The organism is Coleofasciculus sp. D1-CHI-01 (assembly GCF_040218875.1).
Taxonomy (GTDB): Bacteria; Cyanobacteriota; Cyanobacteriia; order Cyanobacteriales; family Coleofasciculaceae; genus Coleofasciculus.
Genome location: NZ_JAVJQP010000186.1, coordinates 12,230 through 36,984, shown reverse-complemented (window position 1 = coordinate 36,984; position 24,755 = coordinate 12,230). Strand labels below are relative to the sequence as shown.

Sequence of the window (24,755 nt, the reverse complement as noted above, 5' to 3'; positions counted from 1 at the left end):
TCATCAGAGAAAAATCAGTAGATGTGGCTTGATTTAAGAACTTGCCTTATCATGAGTGAGTTGGTTCGTGTCTAATGGTCAACCTCTCCTCAAGTCAGAATCTCTCCATTGACCATTCCTGCCATTGACCATTCCTTGCACTGACAACACCTACTACTGAGGAAACTGGGTGTGTGTGGTAGATGACAGGCGATTTGAGCTAAGGACTTTACAATTAGTTACATGAATGTGCATAATAGCAAACGGTAACATCTATTAACATTTTTTATGTTAAAGGCGAGAAAATTTAATAAAATTTTAAGCATTCAACCGTTCACTCCCACAAAACCCTCGCAATAGTTGAGCCACGCATCTGAGTGTGGAGAAAATCATGGCTATTTTACCCAATTCCCTTGAATCTACCCCCAACTCCACCAAAGACCAACAGACACCGGAATCGCAACAACACAGCGAAGCCCAATTTCAGGCGTTAGTTGCCAATATTCCGGGCGCTGTCTATCGTTGTACCTGGAACTCGACGGGGACGATGACGTTTGTGAGTTCAGCGATTCAGGATATTTCTGGCTATGAGGCGTCAGAGTTTATTGGCGATCGCATCCGTTCCTTTGCCAGTATTATCCACCCTCACGATCGCCGTCGCGTGAAAGAAAGCGTGGGACAAAGTATTGACAACCAGCACCCCTACGTGTTGGAGTACCGGATTGTCCGCGCCGATGGCAAAATCGCTTGGGTCTATGATAAAGGTCAAGGGACGCGGGATCAGAATGGTGTCGTCCAATGGCTGGATGGTGTGATCCTGGATATTAGCGATCGCAAACAAACAGAATTTCAACTACGAGAAACCCAAGCCTTCCTCAACTCCGTGATCGAGAATCTCCCGGTGGGTGTCTTTATTAAAGATGCCAAAGAATTACAGGTGATGTACTGGAACAAAACCAGCGAAGAACTCTTGGGTTACTCAAAAGCCCAAGTTATGGGTAAGAGTGACTATGATTTTTTACCTTCCCAACAAGCCCGACTCTTACGGGCGAAAGACCGACAAATTCTCATGGGGGGTACATTAGTCGATATTCCCGAAGCCCCCTTGAACACGCCCCATCGCGGCGAACGCATCGTCAATACCAAGAAAGTCCCCTTGCTGGATGAAACCGATACACCCCAGTATCTATTAGGGATTTTTGAAGACATCACAGAACGCAAGCAAGCCGAAGCCGCCCTGCGAGAATCGGAACGTCATTATCGTTGTATCGTGGAAACTGCATCCGAGGGAGTTTGGGTGTTTGACGAGAAAAACCAAATCACCTTCGCCAATAGTCGTATGGCGCAAATGCTGGGGTATACGGTTGCACAAATGCAGGGGCGATCGCTGTTTGATTTTATTGACAGCGAATCCCAAGCGCTGATCCAAACCTACTTAGAACGTCGCCGTCAAGGAATCCAGGAACGCTACGATTTCAAGTTTCGCCGCCAAGATGGATCAAATCTATGGGCGATTATTTCCGCGACGCCACTGTTTAATGATCAAGGAGGATTTGTCGGCGTACTCAGAATGATTACCGACATTAGCGATCGCAAACAAGCCGAGAAAGCCTTACAAGAGAGAGAACAATTTTTAAGCAGCATCCTCAATGGTGTGGAAAACTCCATTAGTGTCGTCGATGTTCATCAACACCAGAGTGAACCTGATCCATCCTGGGAATTCCGTTATGTGGATGTGAATCCCGCTTACGAACAGTTAATCGGTATCCCCGCCGAACAGTTACGGAATCAACCCCTAGCTGCGATCTTACCGCCGGATCGGGCAATCACGATAACTGAACATTACACAACCTGCGTCCAGACGGGAACATCCCTATCCTATGAAGAATGTTTTAGTGTACAGGGACAAGAACGGTGGTGGATTACCACATTAACCCCCCTGCGAGATCAACACGGACAGATTTATCGGGTGGTGAGTACCAGTACCAACATCACCCAGCGCAAGCAAGCGGAACAAAAAACGGCACGATTGACGGCGATTTTGGAAAGTACCACCGATTTTGTCAGTATGTGTGAACCGGATGGGACGCTTCTCTATATTAATAAGGCGGGGCGGCAATTGGTGGGACTTGATCCAGATCAGGAGATCAGCCATCTGCGGATGTGGGATTTCCATCCCCAGTCAGTGAACCAACGGTTGTTCGCCGAAGCCTTACCCACCGTGATCCAGGACAAAGTATGGCAAGGTGAAACCTCACTCCTGCACCAAAATGGTTGGGGAATTCCTGTATCTCAAGTGGTGATGGCGCATCCCGGCGCAACTGGAGAGGTGGAGGTGTTTTCCACAATTATCCGGGATATTAGCGATCGCAAACAGGCGGAGGAAGCCGTGCGGAAATCCGAACAGGAGTTGAGAGTCAAAAACCAGGATCTCCAGCACACCTTAGATCAACTCAAAAAGACGCAAACCCAACTGATTCAACAGGAAAAAATGGTTAGCTTGGGTCAGATGGTGGCGGGTATTGCCCACGAAATCAACAACCCGATTAGTTTTATTGCCGGGAATATTACCTATACTCGTCAATATGGGATGGAATTGTTGCAGTTGTTGCAACTCTATGCCAAACACTATCCCGAACCCGTTGCCGAAATTCAAGACGAGATTGAGGCGGTTGATTTAGACTTTGTTAAGGCGGATTTTCCCAAACTCTTGAACTCTATGGAAGAGGGGGCGAATCGTATCCACCAAATTGTCTTATCCCTGCGGAATTTCTCCCGTTTAGATGAGGCGGGGATTAAGCCAGTGGATATCCATGAGGGGATTGAAAGCACCTTGCTTGTCTTACAGCATCGACTCAAATCAACACTGAATCGTCCAGAAATTCAGGTTGATAAACATTATGGCAACTTGCCATTGGTGGAATGCTACGCCAGTCAGCTTAATCAGGTGTTTTTGAATATCCTGGGGAATGCCATTGATGCCTTAGACACCCACCCAGAACCCCGCCGGATTACGATATGTACGGCAGTGAGTTCTCAGTTTCCCATTGTTCCATTAGCGGAATCCCCGGAAAAGGAACCCCAGAACTCGCAACCGATTGAACGGGTAATTATTCGGATCAAGGATAATGGTCTGGGTATCCCCGAAGCGATTCAAAAGCAAATCTTTGATCCCTTCTTTACCACCAAACCGATTGGCACAGGGACGGGTTTAGGGTTATCAATTTCCCACTCAATTGTGGTGGATAAACATGGCGGTCAATTGACCTGTATTTCTCAACCGGGACAAGGGACAGAGTTTGTAATTGAGTTACCCGTGAAGCAAAAATCGCTCTCGTCTCCCCTTAAGTTTTCCTTTGGGGAATCTTTCGCCTTATCGCCCAAGTTTGTCCAGTCTTCAGCGTGAGTGTTCATCAACACCTAGAAAACCTGTCTGGTAATCGAAACCGATACCAGAGTTCCCGAAAAACTGTAACACAAGCGAGAAGGTCATCTCTTGTTTGGCTTCTTAGCTGCTGCTAACGGTGGTTACTGGACTGACGCTTTAGAGTGTCGATTCAGTAAACACCGCTACATTAGATTCGATCCCTGATCTCAGGTTCATCTAAACCACAAAATAGAAAAATATAGCAGTACCAAAACAGGTTAGGACATTCTTTACTGTTCCCTGTTCCCTGTTCCCTGTTCCCTGTTCCCTCTTGGGATCATTTGTTAATATAGCTATAAAACCGTTGACAAACGAAGAAAAATATTGATGTCTAGCGCTGAAACCCTAACCCGATCCAATCCACAAGCCCCATCCTGGCAAATCAAGCTACTCTATGATGGTGAGTGTCCCTTGTGTCTACGAGAAGTTAACTTTCTCCAAGAACGGGATGCGGGTCGAGGATTAGTGGAATTTGTCGATATTGCCGATGAATCCTATAATCCTGAAGACAATAGCGGGATTGATTATGAAACGGCAATGGGACGCATTCATGCAATATTACCAGATGGTAAAATTATCAAAGATATTGAAGTATTTCGTACTGTCTACGAGATTCTAGGGATGGGTTGGATTTATGCGCCGACTCGTATACCCATTCTCAATAGTTTAGCCAATCAAATTTATACTATCTGGGCAAACTTACGCCTCAAACTGACAGGACGCCCCAGTCTAGCCACCTTAATTGCCCAACGTCAACAGGGTTTAGATTGTCGGGATGAGCAAAAATGTCGCCTAGAACGTTAATCTTAATCTTAATGTCAATTGAAGTGGGCGCACGCTATGCGCCCCTACGGGGCGGGTTTAGGAACTCTGTAGGGGCGGGTTTAGGAACTAAAGTTAGCTTATTTACCGATAACGCAACAACAAAACCCGCCCTGGCTCACCAATAACGGCAAAACAAAAATCGCTCTTGCTGGTTATCATTAATTGGACAATTACAGCAGTTTGCTCTGCTATGCGGTACATTGTCGATCCCCCTCGCATCCCCGTGCAATAAAAGCGAAGCATCCTCTGGCTTCCCCATGGAACAAAAAGCGAAGCATCCTTTGGCTTCCCCATGGAACAAAAAGCGAAGCATCCTTTGGCTTCCCCCTTTTGAAGGGGGACGGGAGGGGGATCTCAAAGGGGGACGGGAGGGGGATCTCAAAGGGGGACTTTGATCTACTGTACTTTATTACAGCGCAAAGAGCTGTAAACCTATACTAATGAGCTTGGCGTTGACTTAAAGGTTTGTTGTAGGTGATCCTAGCTTTGATGGCGAAGACAGCGCAACTACAAACATTACTCCTCTGTTCCCGTTGAATATTTTGCAATCCCGGAAAAAGTTTAATCTACTCCTGCTACTGGTATGGATTGTCATTGGTGCGGCGTTGCGCTTCACCAATCTTACCCTGAAGTCCCCTTGGACGGATGAGTTTGCGACGCTGGTATTTAGCTTGGGCAATAGTTTTCAGGCTGTACCCCTTGACCAAGCTATTTCCCTAGAAACATTGTTGCATCCTCTACAACCAAACCCAGAAGCTGGCGTGGGTTTAGTCTGGCAGAAGCTGTTAACCGAGGATCACCATCCGCCACTTTATTTTATGCTGGCGCATAAGTGGATGCAGTTATTTCCCACTTCAGGAGAGTATATATCACTTTGGGCGGCGCGATCGCTCCCGGCTTTTTTTGGGGTTCTCTCTATCCCAGCCATGTATGGATTAGGCTGGGTGGCGTTTCGTTCCCAGCTTGTGGCGCAATTCGCCGCCGCGATGATGGCGGTGTCTCCGTTTGGGATTTATTTGGCACAGGAAGCACGTCATTATACGTTAGGTATTCTTTGGGTTATTGCTTCTCTTTGTTGCTTTGTTGTGGCGGTACAGCATCTCAAACGCCGGACAATTTTACCGATTAAGGTGGTATTAGTTTGGGTTCTAGTGAATAGTTTGGGTATCGCTACCCACTATTTTTTTAGTTTGACCCTTTTTGCTGAAGCAATCACCCTGATGGGATTGGGGTTGTGGCATTATCGTGTTGGGTGGAAACCAGGGATAAACGGTAGGGAAACGCCCGTGGAGTTGTACCCAGAAAAGAATTTAGCGCCAAAATCGTTGAATTGGTGGCGGATTTTGGCGGCGGCGATGGGAACAGGAATTGGTGGTTTGGTGTGGATACCCGTGTTACAGGGAGGGTATGAATCCCAGATGGCGGATTGGATGATGCTGAACCGGGAAAGTCTGTTGAGTTGGATTAATCCGATTTTTCAGACGTTGGCGGCTTGGATTACGATGGTGTCGCTGTTACCTGTGGAATCGTCGTCATTAGGGGTTGTGCTGGCGTCTGGGGCGGTGATGATTGGGTTCTTTGTCTGGGTTATTCCCTTTGTTTATCGGGGGGGTAAAACCTTGGTGAGACGGGTACAAACGCGCTGGGATACTGGGGTTTTAGCGGGGTTTGTCTTGAGTGCGATCGCGCTATTTTTTGCTATAACGTATATTCTAGGCAAAGACTTGACCAGAGGCGCACGATATCACTTTGTTTATTTTCCGGCTGTCATCCTATTAATCGCCGCCGCGTTAGCGGTGATATGGAAAACGTCTCACAAATTACACAACTTTTCCCTTTGGCGAAACCGGAGTCAACTTGTCGTCGTGATGGTGGGAGTAATGGGACTATTGAGTGGGATTACAGTAGTTAGTAACTTAGGTTATCAAAAATATTATCGTCCCGACCTTTTAGTGTCAATTATTGAGCAAGCATCCTCTTCACCTGTTCTCATCGCGACTACCCATAATACCTTAGTGCAAACGGGGGAAATGATGGGAATTGCTTGGGAGTTGAGGAATCATGACTCATCTGCTATCAAGAATCCCCAATTTATCCTGGCTCATCAAAACCAATATCACTGTCAAGAGTCAACCTGTCCAGCCTCAACCACTCTTGAACAAACACTGGCTCAATTGCCACGCCCTTTAGATATATGGCTGGTCAATTTTAAAGCAACAGTAGCCGATTTACCCAACTGTTATACGGAAGATTTTTCTCAGAATAAGGTATGGGTAGATGGTTATAATTATCAACTGTATCACTGCTTGGCTAATGATTATGAGGGTTCCTCGGCGTCAGATTTGCCGTAATGCCTAAGTGGGTGGACACAATTAAAGTTAACGGTTGAGATTAGAGAACAGGGAACAGGGAATAGGGAACAGGGAATAGAAAATTCTAATTCACAATATGAAGCATCTATACAATCTTGCTTGTTTCAGTGCGTTGGTTCTCGCCGTTTGCATAACAGCAGCCACACTTGTCGGAACATTAGCACAGCAATGGTGGATTGGAGAGTTACTAAGCCATCCCCGTCCCCAATATGCACTTATCCTACTGTGTTGTTTGCCATTACTCGTTGCTCGATTACATCAATTAGGTTGGCTGGTTCTGATACCATTGCTGCTCCATTTGACAACTTTTTCTCCCCTTTATTTCGGTAAACCATTACCTCTATCTACCCCTTCATTCACAGCATTGCACTATAACTTAGATGCCACATTACCTGATCACACAGTAGCATTTACCTACTTACGCAAGCATGCCGTTGATATTCTATTACTGCAAGAATTAACACCAGAACTAGAACGCCGTCTAACTACCGCTTTACCTCAATATAAAATCGTGTATTCTCACCCGATGAAGAATACCCATGGTTCGGCATTTTTACTCGCCGCCGATAGCGATATTCGGGTAATTTCAGCGAAGGTGGTTAACCTCCCACACTATTCTCCACGCCCCATGATTGAAGCCCTTTTGGACATTGATGGACAAGAGGTGGCGCTGCTGAGTTTACATGTTACCCGTTCCCGTAATGCTGGCACATCGGCGTTTCAACAAACAGAATTAGCGGCTGTTGCTGAATGGAGTCGCGCCCAGCAAACCTATTCAGGGCGAAATGTTTTGATTATTGGTGACTTCAATACTACACCCTGGTCAGCTCGTTTTCAGCAGTTAAAAAAAGAGGGTTTACTGCTGAGTTCTGAATCAGGCTATGGCGTCCAATCAACGTGGCCCGCTTCCTTGCCATCTGTGCTAGGTATTCCTATCGACCTTTGCCTTTATAGTCAGGGTATTACTATTGTAGATCGATATATCGGTTCTTTTTTAGGGGGTGATCATAGACCGTTATTTATCCAATTTCAGTTATCGGAAGCCTCGGTAAGGTAGGACAGAAATTGTTTTGTCTAACGGTTCTTGGTTTGTTAGTTGATTTTGGTCCTAAACCCACCCCTATACTAGATTTTACGACCCGATATCAGAGTTTTATATTAACCTTAAATCCGATAAAAAAACTATCCAATTTTCACCGCGATCGCACGCCAAAGATGTGGGATAAATTGGGGGTTTAGGGGAACGGTTGGTTTGAATGGTGGGGCAGGGTGGGTTTGGCATAACAGTTATTGGTTTCTCTGTTAATTGTGTTCCTAAACCCACCCCTACACTGGATTTTATGCCCCGATATCAGCATTTTATATTAATCTGAAACCAGATCTAAAAACCTAGCCTATTTTTAGTGCGATCGCACGCCGAAGATGTGGGATAAATTGGGGGTTTAGGGGAACGGTTGGGTTAAATGGTGGGGCGGGTTTAGGGACAATTTGTAGGGGCGGGTTTAGGGACTCAATTAGATAGTCACCTCAAACGCAACAACGAAACCCGCCCTCCCCACCTCAAACGCAACAACGAAACCCGCCCTGATCCCAACCCTAATTTATTACAATTTTTTGCTGTTTTTTTGTCCAACGTTCAATCAATAAGCTCAGTCGATTTTACACAATGCATTCCCGCATCAGCAAACCGTTGAAACGCCGCATCAGCTTGTTCCGTAAAATCCGCACCGCCAGGAACCACAACCGGAGACGTACAATCGTCCAGTAAATAAACCTTCTCGGCTAACTTAGGATCTCTGGCTTGAATTTCACCCAGCAAGTTATCCACTGTCCAAGCCACACAATGGCTCTTGGCTTGACCAGCTATAATTAATCGGTCAAACTCTAACAATTTTTCCAGAAATGGTGTGTTCTTTTGGGCAATAGGTTGGTCGTTCTGGTCGAAAAGAACTTCTGCCTGTAGAACCGAGTAATTTTCAGTCAGTGGATTACTCCCTTTCATTTCAAAATGGGTCTGACTTTGGCGAGCAACATTATGGAATAAACAAGCTTCTTCCACCGCAGAAACCAAGGCGTGACTAATTCCCCCCAGCATGGCATGGTAGGGCCAAATAATTAATGGATATTTACTATCACAATTGAGTGTCTTTGCATAATGTAGAGCATACTCTTGTAACCATTTCTCATCACCCTGGCGAATCCGAGGTGCGACGGCTGGATTGATTTTCCACACCCCTTTTTCTACATCCTCCATGGAGATATTCGTCATCGCAGGTGGATGTTCTCCAGCATCGTTAATCCAAAATATAGGATGAAAAATTTGCATCGCGGTATGGGTATCCATCGTCGCCGCAATTTCGGTGATCACTCCTAAATTGCGGTAGATAAATTTACACAGTCGCACATTATCATCAACCGCTCCCGTACCCGATTGACCGCCAACAAATAATTCAAAATTGGGCAGACAAAAGGTATTCTGAACATCGATTAGCAATAAACCAATCCGCGTCTCATCTTCATGGGCAGGCTGGAGATGATGCTGTTTTGCCCAAGCTTCGGCTTGGTTGACGCGCTCTTGATAGGGAACACGCCAGACATCTCCAACGTGATTGGGGTTGAAATGGAAGGGGATGGGGAGTTGAGTATTAGTACTCATCACGAATCAATCCTGTTCACGAAAGCATCTGACAACTATACTATTGATTATTAACTCACGTTCAGAGTCTGCCTCAAGACTGAGATATTCTTCTAGAGAGTATTGTTACATTTTAGAAGAATTGGTGATAACTCTCTATGGAGAAAAAATAGTTTATGAAATCAGTTGCAATTAATCAGTATGGTGGAACGGATGTCTTACAAGTTATAGACTTGCCAACTCCACCCATCAAAACTCATGAGATATTGGTCAAAGTCCATGCTACCAGCGTTAATCCCATTGACTGGAAAATCAGACAAGGAATGTTGCAACTCTTAACGGGCTATAACTTTCCCATGATTTTGGGATTTGATATTTCTGGGGAAGTTGTAGACGTGGGAACGGCTGTGACTCGGTTTCAACCTGGAGACCAAATCTATGCCTGTCTTGATAATCTCACGGGTGGTGCTTATACGGAGTATACGGTTGTGTCGGAAAAAGCGGCTTGTCCTAAACCAGAAAAGCTGTCTCACAAAGAAGCGGCGGCTGTTCCCTTAGCCGGACTCACAGCGCTGCAAGCCTTGCGAGATGAGGGAAAAATTCAAACGGGGTACAACGTGCTGATTAACGGCGCGTCCGGTGGTGTGGGTAGCTTTGCGGTACAAATTGCCAAGGCGTTTGAAACTCAGGTGACAGGAGTTTGTAGTGGTAAAAATAAGGAGTTTGTGGAAAACTTGGGTGCTGACCGAGTGATTGATTATACTCAGCAGGATTTTACTCAGGATACCGCCAAGTACGATATTATTTTCGATGTAGTTGGAAATCAATCCTTTTGGAATTGCCAAGACAGTTTGCAACCCAATGGTATCTATATTACGACTCAACCCTATCCGGTTAACTTCCTGGAGAGTGTTGTCACGGCGGTTCTTCCGGGGAAAAAAGCTAAAGTTGTGGTTGTCAAATCCAATGGTTTGGATTTAAAGTCTCTGAAAGAACTGATTGAAGTTCAGAAAGTGCGCCCAGTCATTGCACAAACCTATCCTCTCTCTGCGGTTGCTAAGGCGCATCAGGAGAGTGAACAAGGTCATGTTGTGGGTAAGTTGGTGATTATGGTTGAAAATTGAAGGTTTTGACTCTTCGCTGCGTATTAACTATGTTGGGCTATAACAGAAAAAACCCTCGACTCGAGTAGCATTGCAGGAGATAGTCTTTGAGTAGTCTAGGCAAGAAGCGACTAGAAACAGTTTGGGCGATCGCAGGATATGCGGCGGGTGGCAGTACGGCTTGTGCTGCACCAACTCCCTGTGCGGAGATACCGAAACAAATCCTGGTGGCGGCTTCTGATATTTTGATGTACACCACGATTTGGAAGATCTATTTTCAGGAGGATTTATCCCAGAAAGATCTTTTGGGAATGCTAACCGAATTGGGTTTAGTCACTCTTGTCGGGGCGGGAACGGCTTATGGGGTAGCTAGAGGGAGTACCGCCTTGCTAAAAGAAGTGTCTGACTGGGTAGCACCGGCAGGTTGGGGGGCTTGTGCGGCAATCACAGGTTCGCTTACAGGTATAGTGGGTGTAGCCTGGGCAATGTATTGCGATCGCCGCTATTGCGAAACACATCCTCATATCCTATCCAGTTGAATAGATCGTACGTAGTAGGCACGAAGCGTGCCATCAGCGCTAAAGCGCTTACTACAAGCTTGCTACAAACTTTCTAAGATAACTTAGTGAGTAATCCTAAAAAGCGCTTTGTATTGGGTGTCAGCAGTGTGCGCCGATACGCATCAGCTGCTTTCTTAATCCCTTCTGCCTGCGTCGGATAAGGATGAATCGCACTACTCAGCTTACTCAACCCTACGTTTCCCACAATCGCCGTTGTCACTTCACTAATCATCTCCCCCGCATGACGCGCCACGACTGTCGCCCCCAAAATTTTATCTGAGCCTTTCTGATGATGGATTTTGACAAATCCGTCCTCTTCCCCATCCGCGATCGCACGATCTACGGTATCAAATGGTATCTTAATCGTACTCACCTTCATTCCCTTTTCCTGAGCTTCGTCTTCATACATGCCGACATGGGCAATTTCCGGGTCAGTATAGGTTACCCAAGGCATAACTAAATCACTGAGTTTAGACCGCCCTAAGCCAAAGGGAGAAAATAACGTATTTTTAATCACAATTCGCGCCGCTGCATCCGCTGCATGGGTGAATTTCCATTTCATACAAATATCACCAGCGGCATAAATATTCGGATTGGTTGTTTGCAGATAATCATTAACCTTTATCCCTTTGCGGTGGTACTCCACGCCAACAGCGTCTAAATTCAACCCTTCTATATTCGGCGCACGCCCTGCACCGACTAAAATTTCATCAACAATTACCGACTCCTCCTGACCATTACAGGTATAGTGCAGTAACTTACCTTCATCCATCTTGACTGCCCGTTTCATCTGGCAATCTAAAACTAAGCGAATACCTTCTTGTTCAAACTTATGCTGCACAATTTCGGCGGCGTCAGTATCTTCTTTATTTAAAATATGAGAATGGCGATGGAAAAGAATCACCTCACAGCCTAAACGACGGAATGCTTGTGCCAATTCACAGCCAATGGGTCCTCCGCCAATGACTGCCAGCCGTTTGGGTCGTTCGGTCAAGGAAAAGACGGTTTCATTGGTCAGAAACCCTGTTTCTTCTATGCCATCAATAGATGGTCGTACTGCTCTAGCCCCTGTTGTAATTACCGCTTTTTTAAACCGCAAAGTTTTATCACCAACGGCAATGGTATGAGAATCTTGAAACGACCCTTCTCCTAAGAAAATATCAATATTATAGGTTTGTTTAAATCGTTGTGCTGAATCATGATGACTAATTCCAGCGCGTAGCTTCCGCATCCGTGCCATGACGGCGGAAAAATCAATATCAATCTGTTCCGGAGGACGAATTCCAAAATCTCCCGCCTCTTTCATTTGAGCGACAACACGGGATGAGCGAATAATACATTTAGAGGGGACACATCCAACATTTAAACAATCCCCACCCATGAGATGGCGTTCGACTAAGGCAACTTTTAAGCCAATATCCATCCCAGCAGCACCGGCGGCGGTGACTAATCCTGCGGTTCCTGCACCAATTACCACCAGATCATACCGATCAGCGGGTTTGGGATTAACCCAATCCGGTGGATGAACATGGGAAACCAATTGCTGGTTATACTCATCCATTGGCGGGACAATTACTCTTTCAGATGTTGATGTCATCAGTTACTCCTTATTCGTGATTAGGGATTAGTATTTGGTGATTTTTTGAGTCTCTCACTTTGAGCAGGGCGGGTTTAGTCACTTAGGGGTGACAAAAAAAGATAGTTGTAAAACCCGCCCCTACAGACTTTCAACTAATCGGAAACGCTTTCATCGAGAACCACATCATCCGAGACTTTTTCATCTAAGGCTTTTTTGGCAACTTTGGTAACATATACAGTAACAGCAACGGTGGCGATAAATCCAATAATCCGAATTGTCCATTGCACCGCCGGATTAGTCGGTTGTGCTTCTGTCCCCACCATCGCTAAACTACCCGCAAGAGAGCCAATATAAACATACATAATCGTTCCGGGAATCATACCCACAGAACCGAAAAAGTAGTCTTTTAATGAAACCCCAGTTAATCCATAAGCGTAGTTTAATAAATTAAAGGGAAACACAGGCGACAGTCGGGTTAATAGCACGATTTTAAATCCTTCCCCACCAACTGCATCGTCAATCGCTTTAAATTTTTCGTTTCCAGCAATTTTATTGGCTACCCAACCCCTAGCTAAATATCGCCCTACCAGGAAGGCGGCGGTTGCTCCCAAGGTAGCGCCAATAAACACATAGATAGAACCCAAAACGACGCCAAAGACAACACCCGCCCCTAAGGTGAGGATGGAACCGGGCAGGAATGCTACCGTGGCAATAATATAAAGTACCATAAACGCGATCGCACCAACGGGACCGAGATCTTGAATCCACTGCAAGGCGTTGCGTAACCATTCTTGGGGATTGAATCCTGAACCCGTGGCTGATTCCTGCGCCAAGGCGGGATTGGTGGCAATTAGTAATGTTGTACCAACCGCCAGCAGCGTGAATAGGGTTAGCTTGTATAGCTGTCTCAGATTTTGGGGACAGAATTGGCATTTCATTCAGTTGTCTCTCCTCTGTTGACCTATCTGATCAATCATGCGTCATCCCAGGTGCATCGTTATAATTATCCTAAACGGATACTCTGAGAATTCCCTGAAAATAAACGAAATGTCTGATGAATTAGGACTCTAAATCTCCTATTCCCTATATCTTTAAAAAAATACTTGACTATTCGTTCCAGAAACGATAGAGTCTTCCTAGAAGCGAATACGAGAGTGATGGCTCGACACAAAGAGTTCGACCGAGAGGAAGCTTTGGAGAAAGCCATGGAAACTTTTTGGTGCTATGGTTACGAAGGAACGTCCATCCAAGTTTTGGTCAAAAACATGGGCATTAACCGAGGGAGTCTCTACGACACCTTTGGTGACAAACGCGCTTTATTTCAATCCGCGATCGCGCATTATGATCAAACCGTAGTTAAGGATGCGATCGCCCGACTCGAAGCCCCGGATGCCTCTAAGTCAGCCATTATTGATCATTTCTATACCCTGATTGATCGAGCGGTTACAGATGTTCAACGGCGAGGCTGTTTGATCACCAATACAGCGGTTGAACTCTGTCCCCATGATCCCGATACCGCGACTCGTATCGCCACCAATCTGAAACGGATTGAACAGGCATTTTATCAAGCATTGGTAAGGGCAAAAGAAAAAGGAGAACTCAGCGATAAACATGATCTAAACGCTTTAGCCAATTTCCTTACCTGTACCTTACAAGGCTTGCGCGTTACCTCTAAAGTTAACCCAGATCGGGAGGTTTTGCGAAGGATCGCTCAGGTAGCGCTCTCGGTTCTCGACTAATGCAGATCTTTTTTTTTGAACAATTCTGGAACATTTGTTCCATAAAAGTAAATCACTGGATAATTTTGATGACATTGACCCAAGAAATCAACACCCTACGCCAGCAAATCCAAGCCAAGATGTCTGAGGAGACTAAAGCGGTTATGGATAAAGCCATGGAAGATTTGGTCAATTCAAGAGTTGCTGATCGCCGTTTAAAGTTTGGCGACAAAGCCCCCAATTTTGCCCTACCGAATGCTGTTGGAAAAACCGTTGAATTGCAAGATTTACTCAGCCGTAATCCTGTCGTTATTTCCTTCTACCGAGGGGGGTGGTGTCCCTATTGCAATTTAGAATTACGTTCCTTGCAGCAGTCTTTAGCGGAGATGAAAAAATTAGGCGCAACCTTAGTGGCAATTTCTCCACAAACGCCGGATAATTCTCTATCCACCGTGGAGAAAAATGAACTAGAGTTTGAAGTATTGAGTGATGCAGGAAATCAGGTAGCTAAGGACTTTGGTTTAGTTTTTGTGCTACCGGAGGAATTGCGCCCGATTTACCAAGACTTTGGCATTGATTTACCTGCTCAGAATGGGGATAATACGTTTGAATTACCCATCCCTGCCACTTATGTTATTGCCCAAGATGGGACAATCATTCATGCATTTGTTGAAGCCGATTACACGAAACGCTTAGATCCAAAAGAAATTATCGCCGCATTAAAGAAAATCTCTGTAGCGGCTTAAACTCCATTAAAATGGACTTGAGTTAATTAGAGAACAGTAGGGGCGGGTTTAGGGATTAACCTGTGGAATTAACCGATAAATATTGTACAAAACCCGCCCTTCCCCAGCTTCCCGTTGCGCCGAGTGCGATCGCGAGATTCATCCATTCACGCCAATTTTTGTTATAACATATTATTTTAGTATTATAGTATGTCATTCTCAGCGAAGCGAAAAATCTCGCCTGATGCGTCGCTACGGTTCCTCAAACCCTTTTGTATCGAAGTTCGGCTTTCTGTAAATCTCAAGCCTGAGCCAGACTTCTATACTTGAGATAGAGACTACAAAAATCTTTACAAATAACAGCTATGGCTCCCGATCCCAAAATAATGAATAGCGTCGAGCAGCTCGGCTATCGCGTCACCGTGGGTGACGTAGCGGCTAAGGCGGGATTGAATATCAATCTAGCTGAACGCGGATTACTGGCGCTAGCCTCCGATGCAGGTGGACATTTGCAAGTCGCTGAGTCAGGTGAAATTGCCTACCTGTTCCCCAAGAACTTTCGGACAAACCTGCGAAACAAATTCCTCCGGCTGCGCTTACAGGAATGGTGGTCAAAAATTTGGCGTGTCTTATTCTACCTGATTCGGATTTCCTTCGGGCTTCTCCTTTTACTATCAATTGTCCTCATTTTTCTCGCCATTTCGATTATCGTCATCAGTATCAATTCCAGCAGCGATAGTGATTCAGGCGGCGGCGGTAATGGGGGTTCTAATCGAGGCGGCGGCATGTTTTTTATGCCCCGCTTCTGGATTGGACCCGATATCTTTTGGTTTTTCGACCCCAGTTACGAACGCCATCGACAACGGCGCACCTCCTGGAATTCTGCTGAGAGTAAGCAGATGAATTTTCTGGAGTCAATTTTCTCATTCCTGTTTGGCGATGGCAATCCCAATGCAGATTTAGAAGAACGGCGTTGGCAAGAAATCGGTACAGTAATTCGCAATTCCGGCGGTGCAGTTACAGCGGAACAGATTGCTCCGTATTTGGATGATATTGGCACAGGCTATCAACGGGAATATGAGGACTATATGTTACCCGTTCTTAGCCGTTTCCAGGGGCGTCCGGAAGTGAGTCCCGATGGAGATATTATTTATCATTTCCCCGATTTACAGACAACTGCACAACAGCAACATCCTCAGCCTGTTCCCTCTTATCTGCAAGAACAGCTTTGGCGCTTTAGTGCGGCTACCAGTGGACAAAAGATACTGGCAATTGGGTTAGGCGGAGTGAATATTGTCGGTGCGTTGATGCTGGGTTCTCTATTAAGAGGAGGCGAACTTGCTGCCGAGATAGGCGGATTGGTGGCGTTTGTCGCGTCAATTTACTGGTTTTTACTGGGGTACGGGATTGGCTTTTTAGCGATTCCTTTGATTCGTTATTTCTGGATTCAACGGAAAAATAGTAAAATCGAAGCCCGTAATCAGCAACGACAGCAGGAAGCATCAGCACTGGTTCAAGGGGATGCCAATTTACAGAAAAAGCTGGCGTATGCCCAACAGTTTGCCGCGCAAAATGTAATTGGGCAAGAGGATGTGGTGTATACCAGTGAACAGGATTTACTGGATCAAGATTTGCAACGCCAAGACCAAATTGATGCTGAGTGGCAACGCCGTTTAGAATCGGGTTCTTAGGTAGCTATAGCGGGTTTTGTTGTTCATTTATCGGTAAATAGCTGACTTTAGTCCCTCGAAGGCAATCGCGTGATGATCAGATTTGGGTATGGAGTGCGATGTTTCTTGAACCATCCATAAAACTGGCAGTCAGATTTCCCCCTAATTTCCCTTAATCTTCAGAAATCCTCAATTCGTGGATATTCCAAAACGCGCCCCCTAAAGCCGAATACTCAATCCCCTCCACGCGATCGCGCACAGCCGTCATCGACAGGGGATTCACCAAATAAATAAAAGGTAAGTGTTCTTTAATCAGGCGTTGGGCTTCACCATAAATGACTTTGCGCTTCTGTTCATCTAACTCTTGAGACCCTTTAACATAGAGATCATTAATCTCCTTCTCCCAAGGTGCAACTTCCCACCCCTGAATCTCCGGTTGACCAACGGTTGGTTTTTGATTAAAACTGTGCAATCCGCCTTCAGTAGACCAGACATTGGCACTATTATTGGGTTCTAATCCGCCACCGGAAAAACCGAGAAGATGACATTCCCAATCTAAGCTATTACTGAGTTTTTCCACCAAGGTACTAAAAGCAATCGGGTTAAAATCCACTTGTATGCCAACTTTCGCCAAATCTCGTTTAATTTGTGCTCCCATGGCTTCGCGCAGTTTATTCCCTGCATTGGTAATTAAGGTAAAACGCACTCGATTCCCTTGATCGTCGAGGAGTTGTCCTTCATCGTTATACTGGAAACCTGCGCTTAACAGTAATTCTTTGGCTTTGTCCAGATTATAGTCGTAAATTGGCAGTCCCTCTTCTGGAGAGAAATAATAAGGACTTTGTACCGGAAGATTGGAATATTGCGGTTCACCCAATCCTCGAAACGAGTTATCAATCATCGTTCTCCGGTCAATCGCATAAGCCACCGCCTGTCTAAATTCCAAGGTATTGAACCAACGAGATTTCATCAGTTCAATTAAGGGTTCGCCGTCCCGACTCCCTTTGTTAAGGTTGAAGGAAATAAAACTAGAACTTAGCGTGGGACCGCCAACGTAAATGTTAAAGTTACTGCGTTCCTCTTCCCGCTTAAGTAGGGAATAGAAATCCGGTGAGACACTAATCGCATCTAACCCACCAGAACGAAATTGCAAAAAAGCAGTATCGGTGGATTCAACAACTTCCCAGAAGAGGCGATTAATATAAGGTTGGGGTTGACCTTGAGATCCTTGACGCCAATAATGGAGATTGCGGCGAAAGATTAAGCGTTGATTGGTATTGTAGCGATCCAGTTGATAGGGTCCATTGACCACAATTTTATCCGGGTCAGTATCCACACCCCAAGTGGTCATAAACTTGGGTCTTCCTTCTTGGTCTTTCTCAGTTACCGTATCCTTGAGGGCGTGGGCGGGTAAAATTGCCAGTCCTGTGGTGCGGAGAAAGGGCGCAAAGGGTTCGGGTGTGGTAAATTCAACTCGTCTTTCATCGAGTTTCCGCACGCTGGGAAAGCCGCGTGTTTTGCCAATTCTGAGAATGTCGCGAACATCGGTGGGAATCTCTTCGTTGAGATAGATATCGTTATAGGTAAAGACGATATCATCAACGGTTAAGGGTTCTCCATCCGACCACTTTAATCCCTCTCGCAGGGTAAAAACAATCCGCTGTTGGTTATCGGAGATGTCCCAAGACTCAGCCAGAGAGGGTTCAATTTCTCCGGTGACACCATTTTCAGTCACCAGTCCCTCGTAAGTGTAACCAAAAATATTTGGCGACTCCTGAGAGAGGGCGTAGTTAAAGGTTTTGGGGTCACTGAGAATACTGGTGACGAGTTGAGATCCCTGGGCGGCTTGCGAGGTAAAGAGTGCAGGGTTACAGGCGGATAGTGCGATCGCGACGACACAGGTCAGTAAGCTGAGAAACCAGCGACGCAGAGGAATATTTGCCAAGATAGTCACGAATCCGATTCAATAATTGTAGGGGTACGATATAAATTGTAGGGGTACGATATATCGTACCCCTACTCCATTCTCATGGTTTTACGCTTGAATGAGGACTCATAACGGACTATTCATCCTCATCCTCTTCGAGATACTCCTCAGCCAAGTCATCTGCATCCTCATCCTCTTCCTCATCTTCATGCATCAACGATTCAAAATCGCTGGTATCCTCTTCTTCCATACTGTAAGCGCGAGCCGTGCGATCGTCTAGCACTTCTAAGGAATCATCTTGGTCGAATTCACTACTCTCATTCAGATCGCCAAAATTATACTCAGCGCTGTCATTGGAGGAATCAGCATCGACACCACTCGTTGGGTCTTCATAAGCGTTATACCCGGTTCCGGCGGGAATCAGGCGACCAATAATCACGTTCTCCTTCAAACCCCGTAACCAATCGGATTTCCCTTCAATAGCAGCTTCGGTGAGGACACGAGTAGTTTCCTGGAAGCTAGCGGCGGAGATGAAGCTATCCGTATTCAGTGAGGCTTTGGTAATCCCCAATAATACTGGCGTATATTGAGCCGGTGCGCCCCCAGTAATTGCCATAGCTTCATTCACGGTTTCAATTTGCCGCAACTCCACCAATTCTCCCGGTAGCATTGTGGTATCACCCCCATCATCGACCCGAACTTTCGAGGTCATCTGACGGACAATCACTTCGATATGCTTGTCCGAGATATCAATTCCCTGGGATTGATACACCGACTGGACTTCATTAACCAGAAATGCTTGTGCGGCTTGCAGTCCCGCTAAAGCACCTTCATAGATTCCCTTTTCTTCCACGGTGAAATTAAAGAAAATCTCCAGAATCTCGTGAGGATTTGCCGGTCCATCCGTTAACGGTTGACCTACCTTAACAAACTGAGCATCGGAAACCATTGCGTTTTGTCCCGGACTCACCGGATAATCTGTAATCACCCCTTCCGGTTCAATCACTTTGATATCAACGGTTTCATCTTCCTCATAAACCACCTGCGTCTCACCGGGACGTCGGGCTAATACACAGGCTTCTTTGGGTCTACGGGCTTCTAGGAGTTCTTCAATCCGGGGTAGTCCTTGAATAATATCCCCCGTCTTTGCCCGCTCAAACACTAGCAGCACCAGGTTATCACCCCGTTGTACCAAGTCTCCATTATCAATTTGCAGCACCGCACCGGCGGATACCCGATAAGGACGTGCGAGTCGCAACGTTACTGAGTCTTCGTTAACTTTGACAACTTGTCCGGATTCGGAGGCTTGCACATTGGCGGCGAGGAAATTAGTCTCCACGACTAAATCTCCCACCTTCACTTGAGGTGTGCCACTAATGGGAACGGTAATCCGATCCGCATCCCGAACCACCAGTACCCGGCGAATGGCTTCCACCCCTTCGCGAATCCCTCGGACTTCACCGGATTCTTTACACTGAATTTCGGTGCGGGCGACGACGTCTTTGGGCGCAATTTTATCCCCATCGTTAACCAACAGCCGAGTTTGGGTACTTCCCCCTAAGGGATCAGCCGAGGTATCACGCCGGATCACCAAGGATTCCAGGATCACCAACTGCAACCGCATATCCTCTGGATCATCCGACTCTTCGGTTGTGACTAATTCAATATCCGCTGAAAGCTGAGAGGCGGAATGATCGCCGTCGGACTCCTGAGTCATGTCCAAAACGAGTTGAGTTCGCAGCAACTCTAGTCCTTCAACGGACTTGATCCGCTCTCCATCTTTGTAGGGTAGTCGCTGAATCGTCCGTAGCTCAATCGCGATCGCACTCTCACCATCCGACTCACCGCCCTCGGTAGAACCGTTGGCACTGTCAATGGAGGCTTGAGAGGGAACATCGGGTTCATCGGGGATATTAAACTCTACCACAGGTCTGAGCAGTAATGCCATGCCCTCTGGCGTCTCGGCGACTTCCCCATACCGCAATTCTGCCACGCTTAACCCCGGAACAGGTTCTGTACCCGGATGTACCAGCTGACCTTCAGAGGCAAAGCCGTCGGGAACGTCATCCACCAAATGCAAGTCTCCGGGCTTAATCACAATTTCCCGCAGAATGTCATTCTTCTGCACAACTTCGACAATCCCTCCCGATTGGCAGAAGATATCTTTCACCACTTCTGTCCCGGCTTCCACATATTGACCGTCTTCCACTAGCAGCAACGAGATATCTTTATTAACCTCGTGGCATTCTTCGGGAATCCACAGCAGGGTGCCGCCTTTGGTGATTTCGTATCCTTGCTTGGCTTTACCGCGCTTGGCGACTTCTACACCGCCATACTTAATAATCCCCCCCGTCTGGGTGCGATAGCGATCGTCAACCAACTCCGCTACCACTTGATTATTTAACACTTTTGTGCCTGGGGTTGCCTTGAGCAAGAAGCGCTGGTTATTGGCGGTGTGAATTACATACTGTTCGCGACCCCCACTACTTTCCATCCGCACCGCTGCTTGGTCTAGGCGTACTGACGCGGTGATGATGTCAATTTCCCGCTTGCCCGGTGTCAGTCGCACTACACCACCGTTTTGGCTAACTAATTTGGTTTCTGCTAACACAGAACCGGGTTCCACGGCATCCCCGTTTTTGACCACGGGTTCGGCACCAGGGGGCAGATTATACACCTCTCCTGATAACACCCACAACAAGCCACCCCGCTGAGCAATGCGGGTCGTATTCCCTTGGCGATCCGTTTTTTCTTCGGGAATCAAGTCGGCAAACAGAACTTCTCCCGCCAAATCCGAGGCGACGTCTTTGGCGGCTTTTTCCGTAGACAGGCGAGATTTGCCCAACGCCACTTCTGCTAAAAGCTGTTCTGCTTTTACCTCTTGCCCATCGCTAACCAGGAGGATGGAACCGGGCGTGACCGGAACCGTTTTGGCTTTCCCCTTATTGGTGGGTTCCAGAATCAGTTCACCGGCAACTTCCACCTGTTGGCGCTCTTCCCCATGGCGAGTACGCACACCTCGGGTACGCAGACGGCTAGAAAAGCGGACAACGCCATCAAACGCCGCTGAGACTTGGCGGGCGACTTCCCCGGTGAATACTCCCCCGGTGTGGAATGTCCGCATGGTTAGCTGAGTTCCGGGTTCACCAATGGACTGAGCCGCAATAATACCAACGGCTTCTCCCAAGTCCACCATGTGTCCATGTGCCAAACTCCAGCCGTAGCAATGCTGACAAACTGAGCGCGAGGCTTCACAGGTTAGGGGAGAGCGAACCATCAACTCTTCCACCTTCGCTTCGCCGATGATGTCTGCTAAATCGTCGGAGATGGCTTGGTTCCGTTTGGCGATCACCTCTTTGGTTTTCGGATGCAGCACATCAGCGGCTAGGACTCGCCCCAAGAGACGATCTTGCAGGGGAATCAGCACGCGATCGCCATCTGTCATCGCGGTTAGCTGGATGCCTCGGGTTGTCCCACAGTCCACTTCCCGGACAATCACATCCTGAGACACATCCACCAGACGTCGGGTCAGATACCCGGAGTCAGCCGTTCTTAGGGCGGTATCTACCAGTCCTTTGCGTGCGCCGTAACTGGAAATAATATATTCAGTAACGGTTAACCCTTCCCGGAAATTGGTCTTGATCGGCAGGTCAATAATTTCCCCTTGCGGATCAGCCATTAGACCCCGCATCCCGACCAATTGGCGCACCTGAGACAGGTTTCCTCTTGCCCCAGAAAACGCCATCATATAGACCGAATTCAAGGGATCAGTTGCCTTGAAGTTCACCACCACTTCATCTTTCAGGGCTTCCGACGTACTATTCCAGGTATCAATTACTTTCTGGAATCGTTCAACTTCGGTGATTTCCCCCCGACTGTAACGTGCTTCCGTGGCGCGAATCTGGGCTTCTGCCGCTTCTAGCATCTCACGCTTTTTCGGCGGAACCAGTAAGTCATCGACACTAATCGAAACCCCCGCTTTTGTGGCATAGCGGAATCCTAAATCTTTAAGTTGGTCAGCCATCTGAGCAGTCCGGGCGCTGCCATACTTAGTAAACGCCCAGGAAATCAGTTTTTTGAGCTGTCCTTTATCAACGACTCGATTGTAGAAAATCGTTTCTTTTTGTCCTTGGTCATTCGTCATTTGTCATTCGTCCTTGGTGATTCGTCCTTGGTGATTCGTCCTGGGTTTTGGTTCAGGTAATCATCAGAGCATCTTGAATCGCTTTGTTGTAAATAATCCGACCCGGCGTCGTGCGAACGTACTGCGAAATTAGTTCTCCATCAGCCGTTTCTCGGACTCGGCGGTCTTTGTAGACTTTCGTCACCATCCCATCTGAGGAGGTTTCTGAGGAAATCACCTGCTCATCATCCGACTTACCATTCTGTACCGTGCCATCAAAACGCACCCAGACGTAAGCATGTAACTCGACCTGCTTTTGTTCAAAGGCTCGGATTGCATCATCGAGAGAGGCAAAATAGCGATCCGCGCCTTTTGTGGCGTGGGGATTTTCGGCGGTGAGGTAATAGCAACCCAGCACCATATCCTGACTCGGTGCGACAATCGGACGTCCCGTCGCTGGAGAGAGAATATTATTGGACGCCAACATTAACAAACGAGCTTCGGCTTGAGACTCCAACGACAGGGGAACGTGAACCGCCATCTGGTCACCGTCGAAGTCCGCGTTAAAGGCGGGACAGACCAAGGGGTGCAGTTGAATGGCGCGACCTTCAACCAAAATCGGTTCAAAGGATTGAATCCCTAAGCGGTGCAGCGTTGGCGCTCGGTTGAGCAAGACGGGATGACCAGCAATCACTTCTTCGAGGACGTCCCAAACGCTGGCGTCACCGCGCTGAATCAGTTTTTTGGCGGCTTTAATGTTATTGACTAACCCCTGACTAATCAGGCGATGGATCACAAAGGGTTGAAACAGTTCAATCGCCATTTCGCGGGGTAAACCGCACTGGTGAATTTTCAGATTCGGACCGACAACGATTACCGAACGTCCAGAGTAATCGACCCGTTTCCCCAAGAGGTTTTGGCGGAATCGACCCTGTTTCCCTTCAATAATGTCCGACAATGACTTTAATGCCCGATTATTCGCACCAACCACCGTGCGTCCTCGGCGTCCATTATCAATCAGCGCATCAACGGCTTCTTGCAACATCCGTTTTTCATTACGGACAATAATTTCTGGGGCGAGGATTTCCTGGAGGCGTGCTAAGCGATTATTGCGGTTGATCACCCGGCGATACAAGTCATTCAAGTCTGAAGTCGCAAAGCGTCCACCATCGAGCTGAACCATGGGACGCAAATCCGGTGGGATAACCGGAATCACCGTCAGCACCATCCACTCGGCTTGTGATCCGGTGGCGATAAAGTTATCAATCACCCGCAGTCGCTTAATCAGCTTTGCCCGCTTTTGACCTTTGGCGTTGCTGATGTCTTCGCGCAGTTTTTCGGCTTCGTCGTCTAAGTTGACATCTTGCAAGAGTCGTTGTAGAGCTTCTGCACCAATGCCCACTTCTACGCCATTGAGTTCGGAGTCTTCGCTGTAAAGTTGCTCCTCAATTTCCAGCCATTGGTCTTCAGTCAATAGCTGTTTATAGCTGAGATTTTCAGCATTCCCTGGACTCAGAACCACATAAGCATTGAAATAAACAATCTGCTCGACATCCCGCAACGGCATATCCAAGAGAATACTCAGATAACTGGGAATTCCTTTGAGATACCAGACATGCGCCACAGGAGCCGCCAGTTTAATGAACCCCATGCGATGTCGTCGTACCCGCGACTCCGTGACTTCCACGCCGCAGCGTTCACAAACAATCCCGCGATGACGAACTCGTTTGTATTTGCCGCAGTGACATTCCCAGTCTTTCGCTGGACCAAAAATCCGCTCACAGAACAACCCGTCCATTTCGGGTTTGAGCGTGCGATAGTTAATCGTTTCTGGTTTCGTCACTTCCCCTACAACTTGACCATTCGGTAGGGTACGTTCTCCCCATATACGGATGCGCTCCGGAGAGGCAATTCCAATTTTTACGTAGTCAAAGCGTTGTTCTTGTTGCTGTTTCATCTTCCAGGGTTTTTAGGGTTTCAGACGTGCCATGGCGCGTCTTGAATTTTGAATGGGTAGGGGCGGGTTTGACGACTATCGTGTTTTGTTCACCCAGATGTAACTCAACCCGCCTCGACTGGATGTAGAGACGTTGCATGCAACGTCTCTACATT

General features: G+C 47.0%; 17 protein-coding genes. 10 read left to right on the top strand and 7 right to left on the bottom strand.

The features are described from left to right. Positions 1–370: 370 nt before the first annotated feature. The 5 genes from RIB93_RS31590 to RIB93_RS31570 all read left to right on the top strand — a co-directional run bounded on the left by RIB93_RS31590 (position 371) and on the right by RIB93_RS31570 (position 7,660). Complete coding sequence (locus tag RIB93_RS31590; protein ID WP_446379115.1) at positions 371–3,385, top strand: PAS domain S-box protein; 3,015 nt, start codon at positions 371–373, stop codon at positions 3,383–3,385. Between the two features lie 348 nt (positions 3,386–3,733). After that, positions 3,734–4,210: a thiol-disulfide oxidoreductase DCC family protein gene (locus RIB93_RS31585; protein WP_446379113.1), complete on the top strand. Its 477-nt coding sequence runs from the start codon at positions 3,734–3,736 to the stop codon at positions 4,208–4,210. After that, positions 4,192–4,356 (top strand): hypothetical protein, encoded by a 165-nt coding sequence (locus RIB93_RS31580; protein WP_446379111.1) that lies wholly within the window; start codon positions 4,192–4,194, stop codon positions 4,354–4,356. Before RIB93_RS31585 ends, RIB93_RS31580 begins: the two co-directional genes overlap by 19 nt. Positions 4,357–4,773: 417 nt before the next feature. Beyond that, a complete protein-coding gene (locus RIB93_RS31575) occupies positions 4,774–6,582 on the top strand; it encodes a glycosyltransferase family 39 protein (protein WP_446379109.1) in 1,809 nt (602 codons plus the stop codon). Between the two features lie 97 nt (positions 6,583–6,679). Continuing rightward, a complete protein-coding gene (locus RIB93_RS31570) occupies positions 6,680–7,660 on the top strand; it encodes an endonuclease/exonuclease/phosphatase family protein (protein ID WP_446379107.1) in 981 nt (326 codons plus the stop codon). Positions 7,661–8,239: 579 nt separating this feature from the next. Here RIB93_RS31570 and RIB93_RS31565 read toward each other — a convergent pair. Then, on the bottom strand, positions 8,240–9,259 hold the full coding sequence (locus tag RIB93_RS31565) for an isochorismatase (protein ID WP_446379105.1): 1,020 nt from the start codon (positions 9,257–9,259) through the stop codon (positions 8,240–8,242). Positions 9,260–9,414: 155 nt separating this feature from the next. On the opposite strand from RIB93_RS31565, the gene RIB93_RS31560 reads away from it, so the two are divergent. After that, on the top strand, positions 9,415–10,362 hold the full coding sequence (locus tag RIB93_RS31560; RefSeq protein WP_446379103.1) for an NAD(P)-dependent alcohol dehydrogenase: 948 nt from the start codon (positions 9,415–9,417) through the stop codon (positions 10,360–10,362). An 86-nt stretch (positions 10,363–10,448) separates the two neighbouring features. After that, positions 10,449–10,880 carry a hypothetical protein gene (locus RIB93_RS31555; RefSeq protein ID WP_446379101.1) on the top strand — a complete coding sequence of 144 codons (432 nt, stop codon included), beginning with the start codon at positions 10,449–10,451 and terminating at the stop codon, positions 10,878–10,880. A 73-nt stretch (positions 10,881–10,953) separates the two neighbouring features. Here the strand turns inward: RIB93_RS31555 and RIB93_RS31550 are convergent, their stop codons facing one another. Together RIB93_RS31550 and RIB93_RS31545 are read right to left on the bottom strand one after the other, a co-directional pair. After that, a complete protein-coding gene (locus RIB93_RS31550; RefSeq protein WP_446379099.1) occupies positions 10,954–12,498 on the bottom strand; it encodes a mercuric reductase in 1,545 nt (514 codons plus the stop codon). Between the two features lie 134 nt (positions 12,499–12,632). After that, positions 12,633–13,418, bottom strand: coding sequence for a TVP38/TMEM64 family protein (locus RIB93_RS31545; RefSeq protein ID WP_446379097.1), 786 nt, complete (start codon positions 13,416–13,418; stop codon positions 12,633–12,635). A gap of 219 nt (positions 13,419–13,637) precedes the next feature. Here RIB93_RS31545 and RIB93_RS31540 point away from each other — a divergent pair, with 219 nt between their 5' ends. The 3 genes from RIB93_RS31540 (at position 13,638) to RIB93_RS31530 (ending at position 16,614) form a co-directional block, all read left to right on the top strand. After that, entirely contained in the window at positions 13,638–14,219 is a 582-nt protein-coding gene (locus RIB93_RS31540; RefSeq protein WP_446379095.1) for a TetR/AcrR family transcriptional regulator, read from the top strand. A 68-nt stretch (positions 14,220–14,287) separates the two neighbouring features. Continuing rightward, a complete protein-coding gene (locus RIB93_RS31535) occupies positions 14,288–14,944 on the top strand; it encodes a peroxiredoxin-like family protein (protein WP_446379093.1) in 657 nt (218 codons plus the stop codon). A 344-nt stretch (positions 14,945–15,288) separates the two neighbouring features. Continuing rightward, the gene (locus RIB93_RS31530) at positions 15,289–16,614 is read left to right on the top strand and encodes a hypothetical protein (protein WP_446379091.1); all 1,326 of its coding nucleotides are present in this window, start codon (positions 15,289–15,291) and stop codon (positions 16,612–16,614) included. Between the two features lie 151 nt (positions 16,615–16,765). On the opposite strand, the gene RIB93_RS31525 is transcribed toward RIB93_RS31530, so the two are convergent. The 4 genes from RIB93_RS31525 to RIB93_RS31510 all read right to left on the bottom strand — a co-directional run bounded on the left by RIB93_RS31525 (position 16,766) and on the right by RIB93_RS31510 (position 24,739). After that, entirely contained in the window at positions 16,766–18,538 is a 1,773-nt protein-coding gene (locus tag RIB93_RS31525; protein WP_446379125.1) for an ABC transporter substrate-binding protein, read from the bottom strand. Positions 18,539–18,656: 118 nt separating this feature from the next. Then, complete coding sequence (locus RIB93_RS31520) at positions 18,657–22,664, bottom strand: DNA-directed RNA polymerase subunit beta' (RefSeq protein WP_446379089.1); 4,008 nt, start codon at positions 22,662–22,664, stop codon at positions 18,657–18,659. 52 nt (positions 22,665–22,716) lie between these two features. After that, a complete protein-coding gene (locus RIB93_RS31515; RefSeq protein WP_446379087.1) occupies positions 22,717–24,600 on the bottom strand; it encodes a DNA-directed RNA polymerase subunit gamma in 1,884 nt (627 codons plus the stop codon). Then, positions 24,572–24,739 (bottom strand): hypothetical protein, encoded by a 168-nt coding sequence (locus RIB93_RS31510; RefSeq protein WP_446379085.1) that lies wholly within the window; start codon positions 24,737–24,739, stop codon positions 24,572–24,574. The genes RIB93_RS31515 and RIB93_RS31510 overlap by 29 nt, the downstream gene beginning before the upstream one ends. Positions 24,740–24,755: the final 16 nt, after the last annotated feature.

Coding starts and splice junctions, on each gene's coding strand:
- RIB93_RS31590 (WP_446379115.1), top strand. CDS start 371: ATGGCTATTTTACCCAATTCCCTTGAATCTACCCCCAACTCCACCAAA.
- RIB93_RS31585 (WP_446379113.1), top strand. CDS start 3,734: ATGTCTAGCGCTGAAACCCTAACCCGATCCAATCCACAAGCCCCATCC.
- RIB93_RS31580 (WP_446379111.1), top strand. CDS start 4,192: ATGTCGCCTAGAACGTTAATCTTAATCTTAATGTCAATTGAAGTGGGC.
- RIB93_RS31570 (WP_446379107.1), top strand. CDS start 6,680: ATGAAGCATCTATACAATCTTGCTTGTTTCAGTGCGTTGGTTCTCGCC.
- RIB93_RS31565 (WP_446379105.1), bottom strand. CDS start 9,259: ATGAGTACTAATACTCAACTCCCCATCCCCTTCCATTTCAACCCCAAT.
- RIB93_RS31560 (WP_446379103.1), top strand. CDS start 9,415: ATGAAATCAGTTGCAATTAATCAGTATGGTGGAACGGATGTCTTACAA.
- RIB93_RS31550 (WP_446379099.1), bottom strand. CDS start 12,498: ATGACATCAACATCTGAAAGAGTAATTGTCCCGCCAATGGATGAGTAT.
- RIB93_RS31545 (WP_446379097.1), bottom strand. CDS start 13,418: ATGAAATGCCAATTCTGTCCCCAAAATCTGAGACAGCTATACAAGCTA.
- RIB93_RS31540 (WP_446379095.1), top strand. CDS start 13,638: ATGGCTCGACACAAAGAGTTCGACCGAGAGGAAGCTTTGGAGAAAGCC.
- RIB93_RS31535 (WP_446379093.1), top strand. CDS start 14,288: ATGACATTGACCCAAGAAATCAACACCCTACGCCAGCAAATCCAAGCC.
- RIB93_RS31530 (WP_446379091.1), top strand. CDS start 15,289: ATGGCTCCCGATCCCAAAATAATGAATAGCGTCGAGCAGCTCGGCTAT.
- RIB93_RS31520 (WP_446379089.1), bottom strand. CDS start 22,664: ATGACGAATGACCAAGGACAAAAAGAAACGATTTTCTACAATCGAGTC.
- RIB93_RS31515 (WP_446379087.1), bottom strand. CDS start 24,600: ATGAAACAGCAACAAGAACAACGCTTTGACTACGTAAAAATTGGAATT.
- RIB93_RS31510 (WP_446379085.1), bottom strand. CDS start 24,739: ATGCAACGTCTCTACATCCAGTCGAGGCGGGTTGAGTTACATCTGGGT.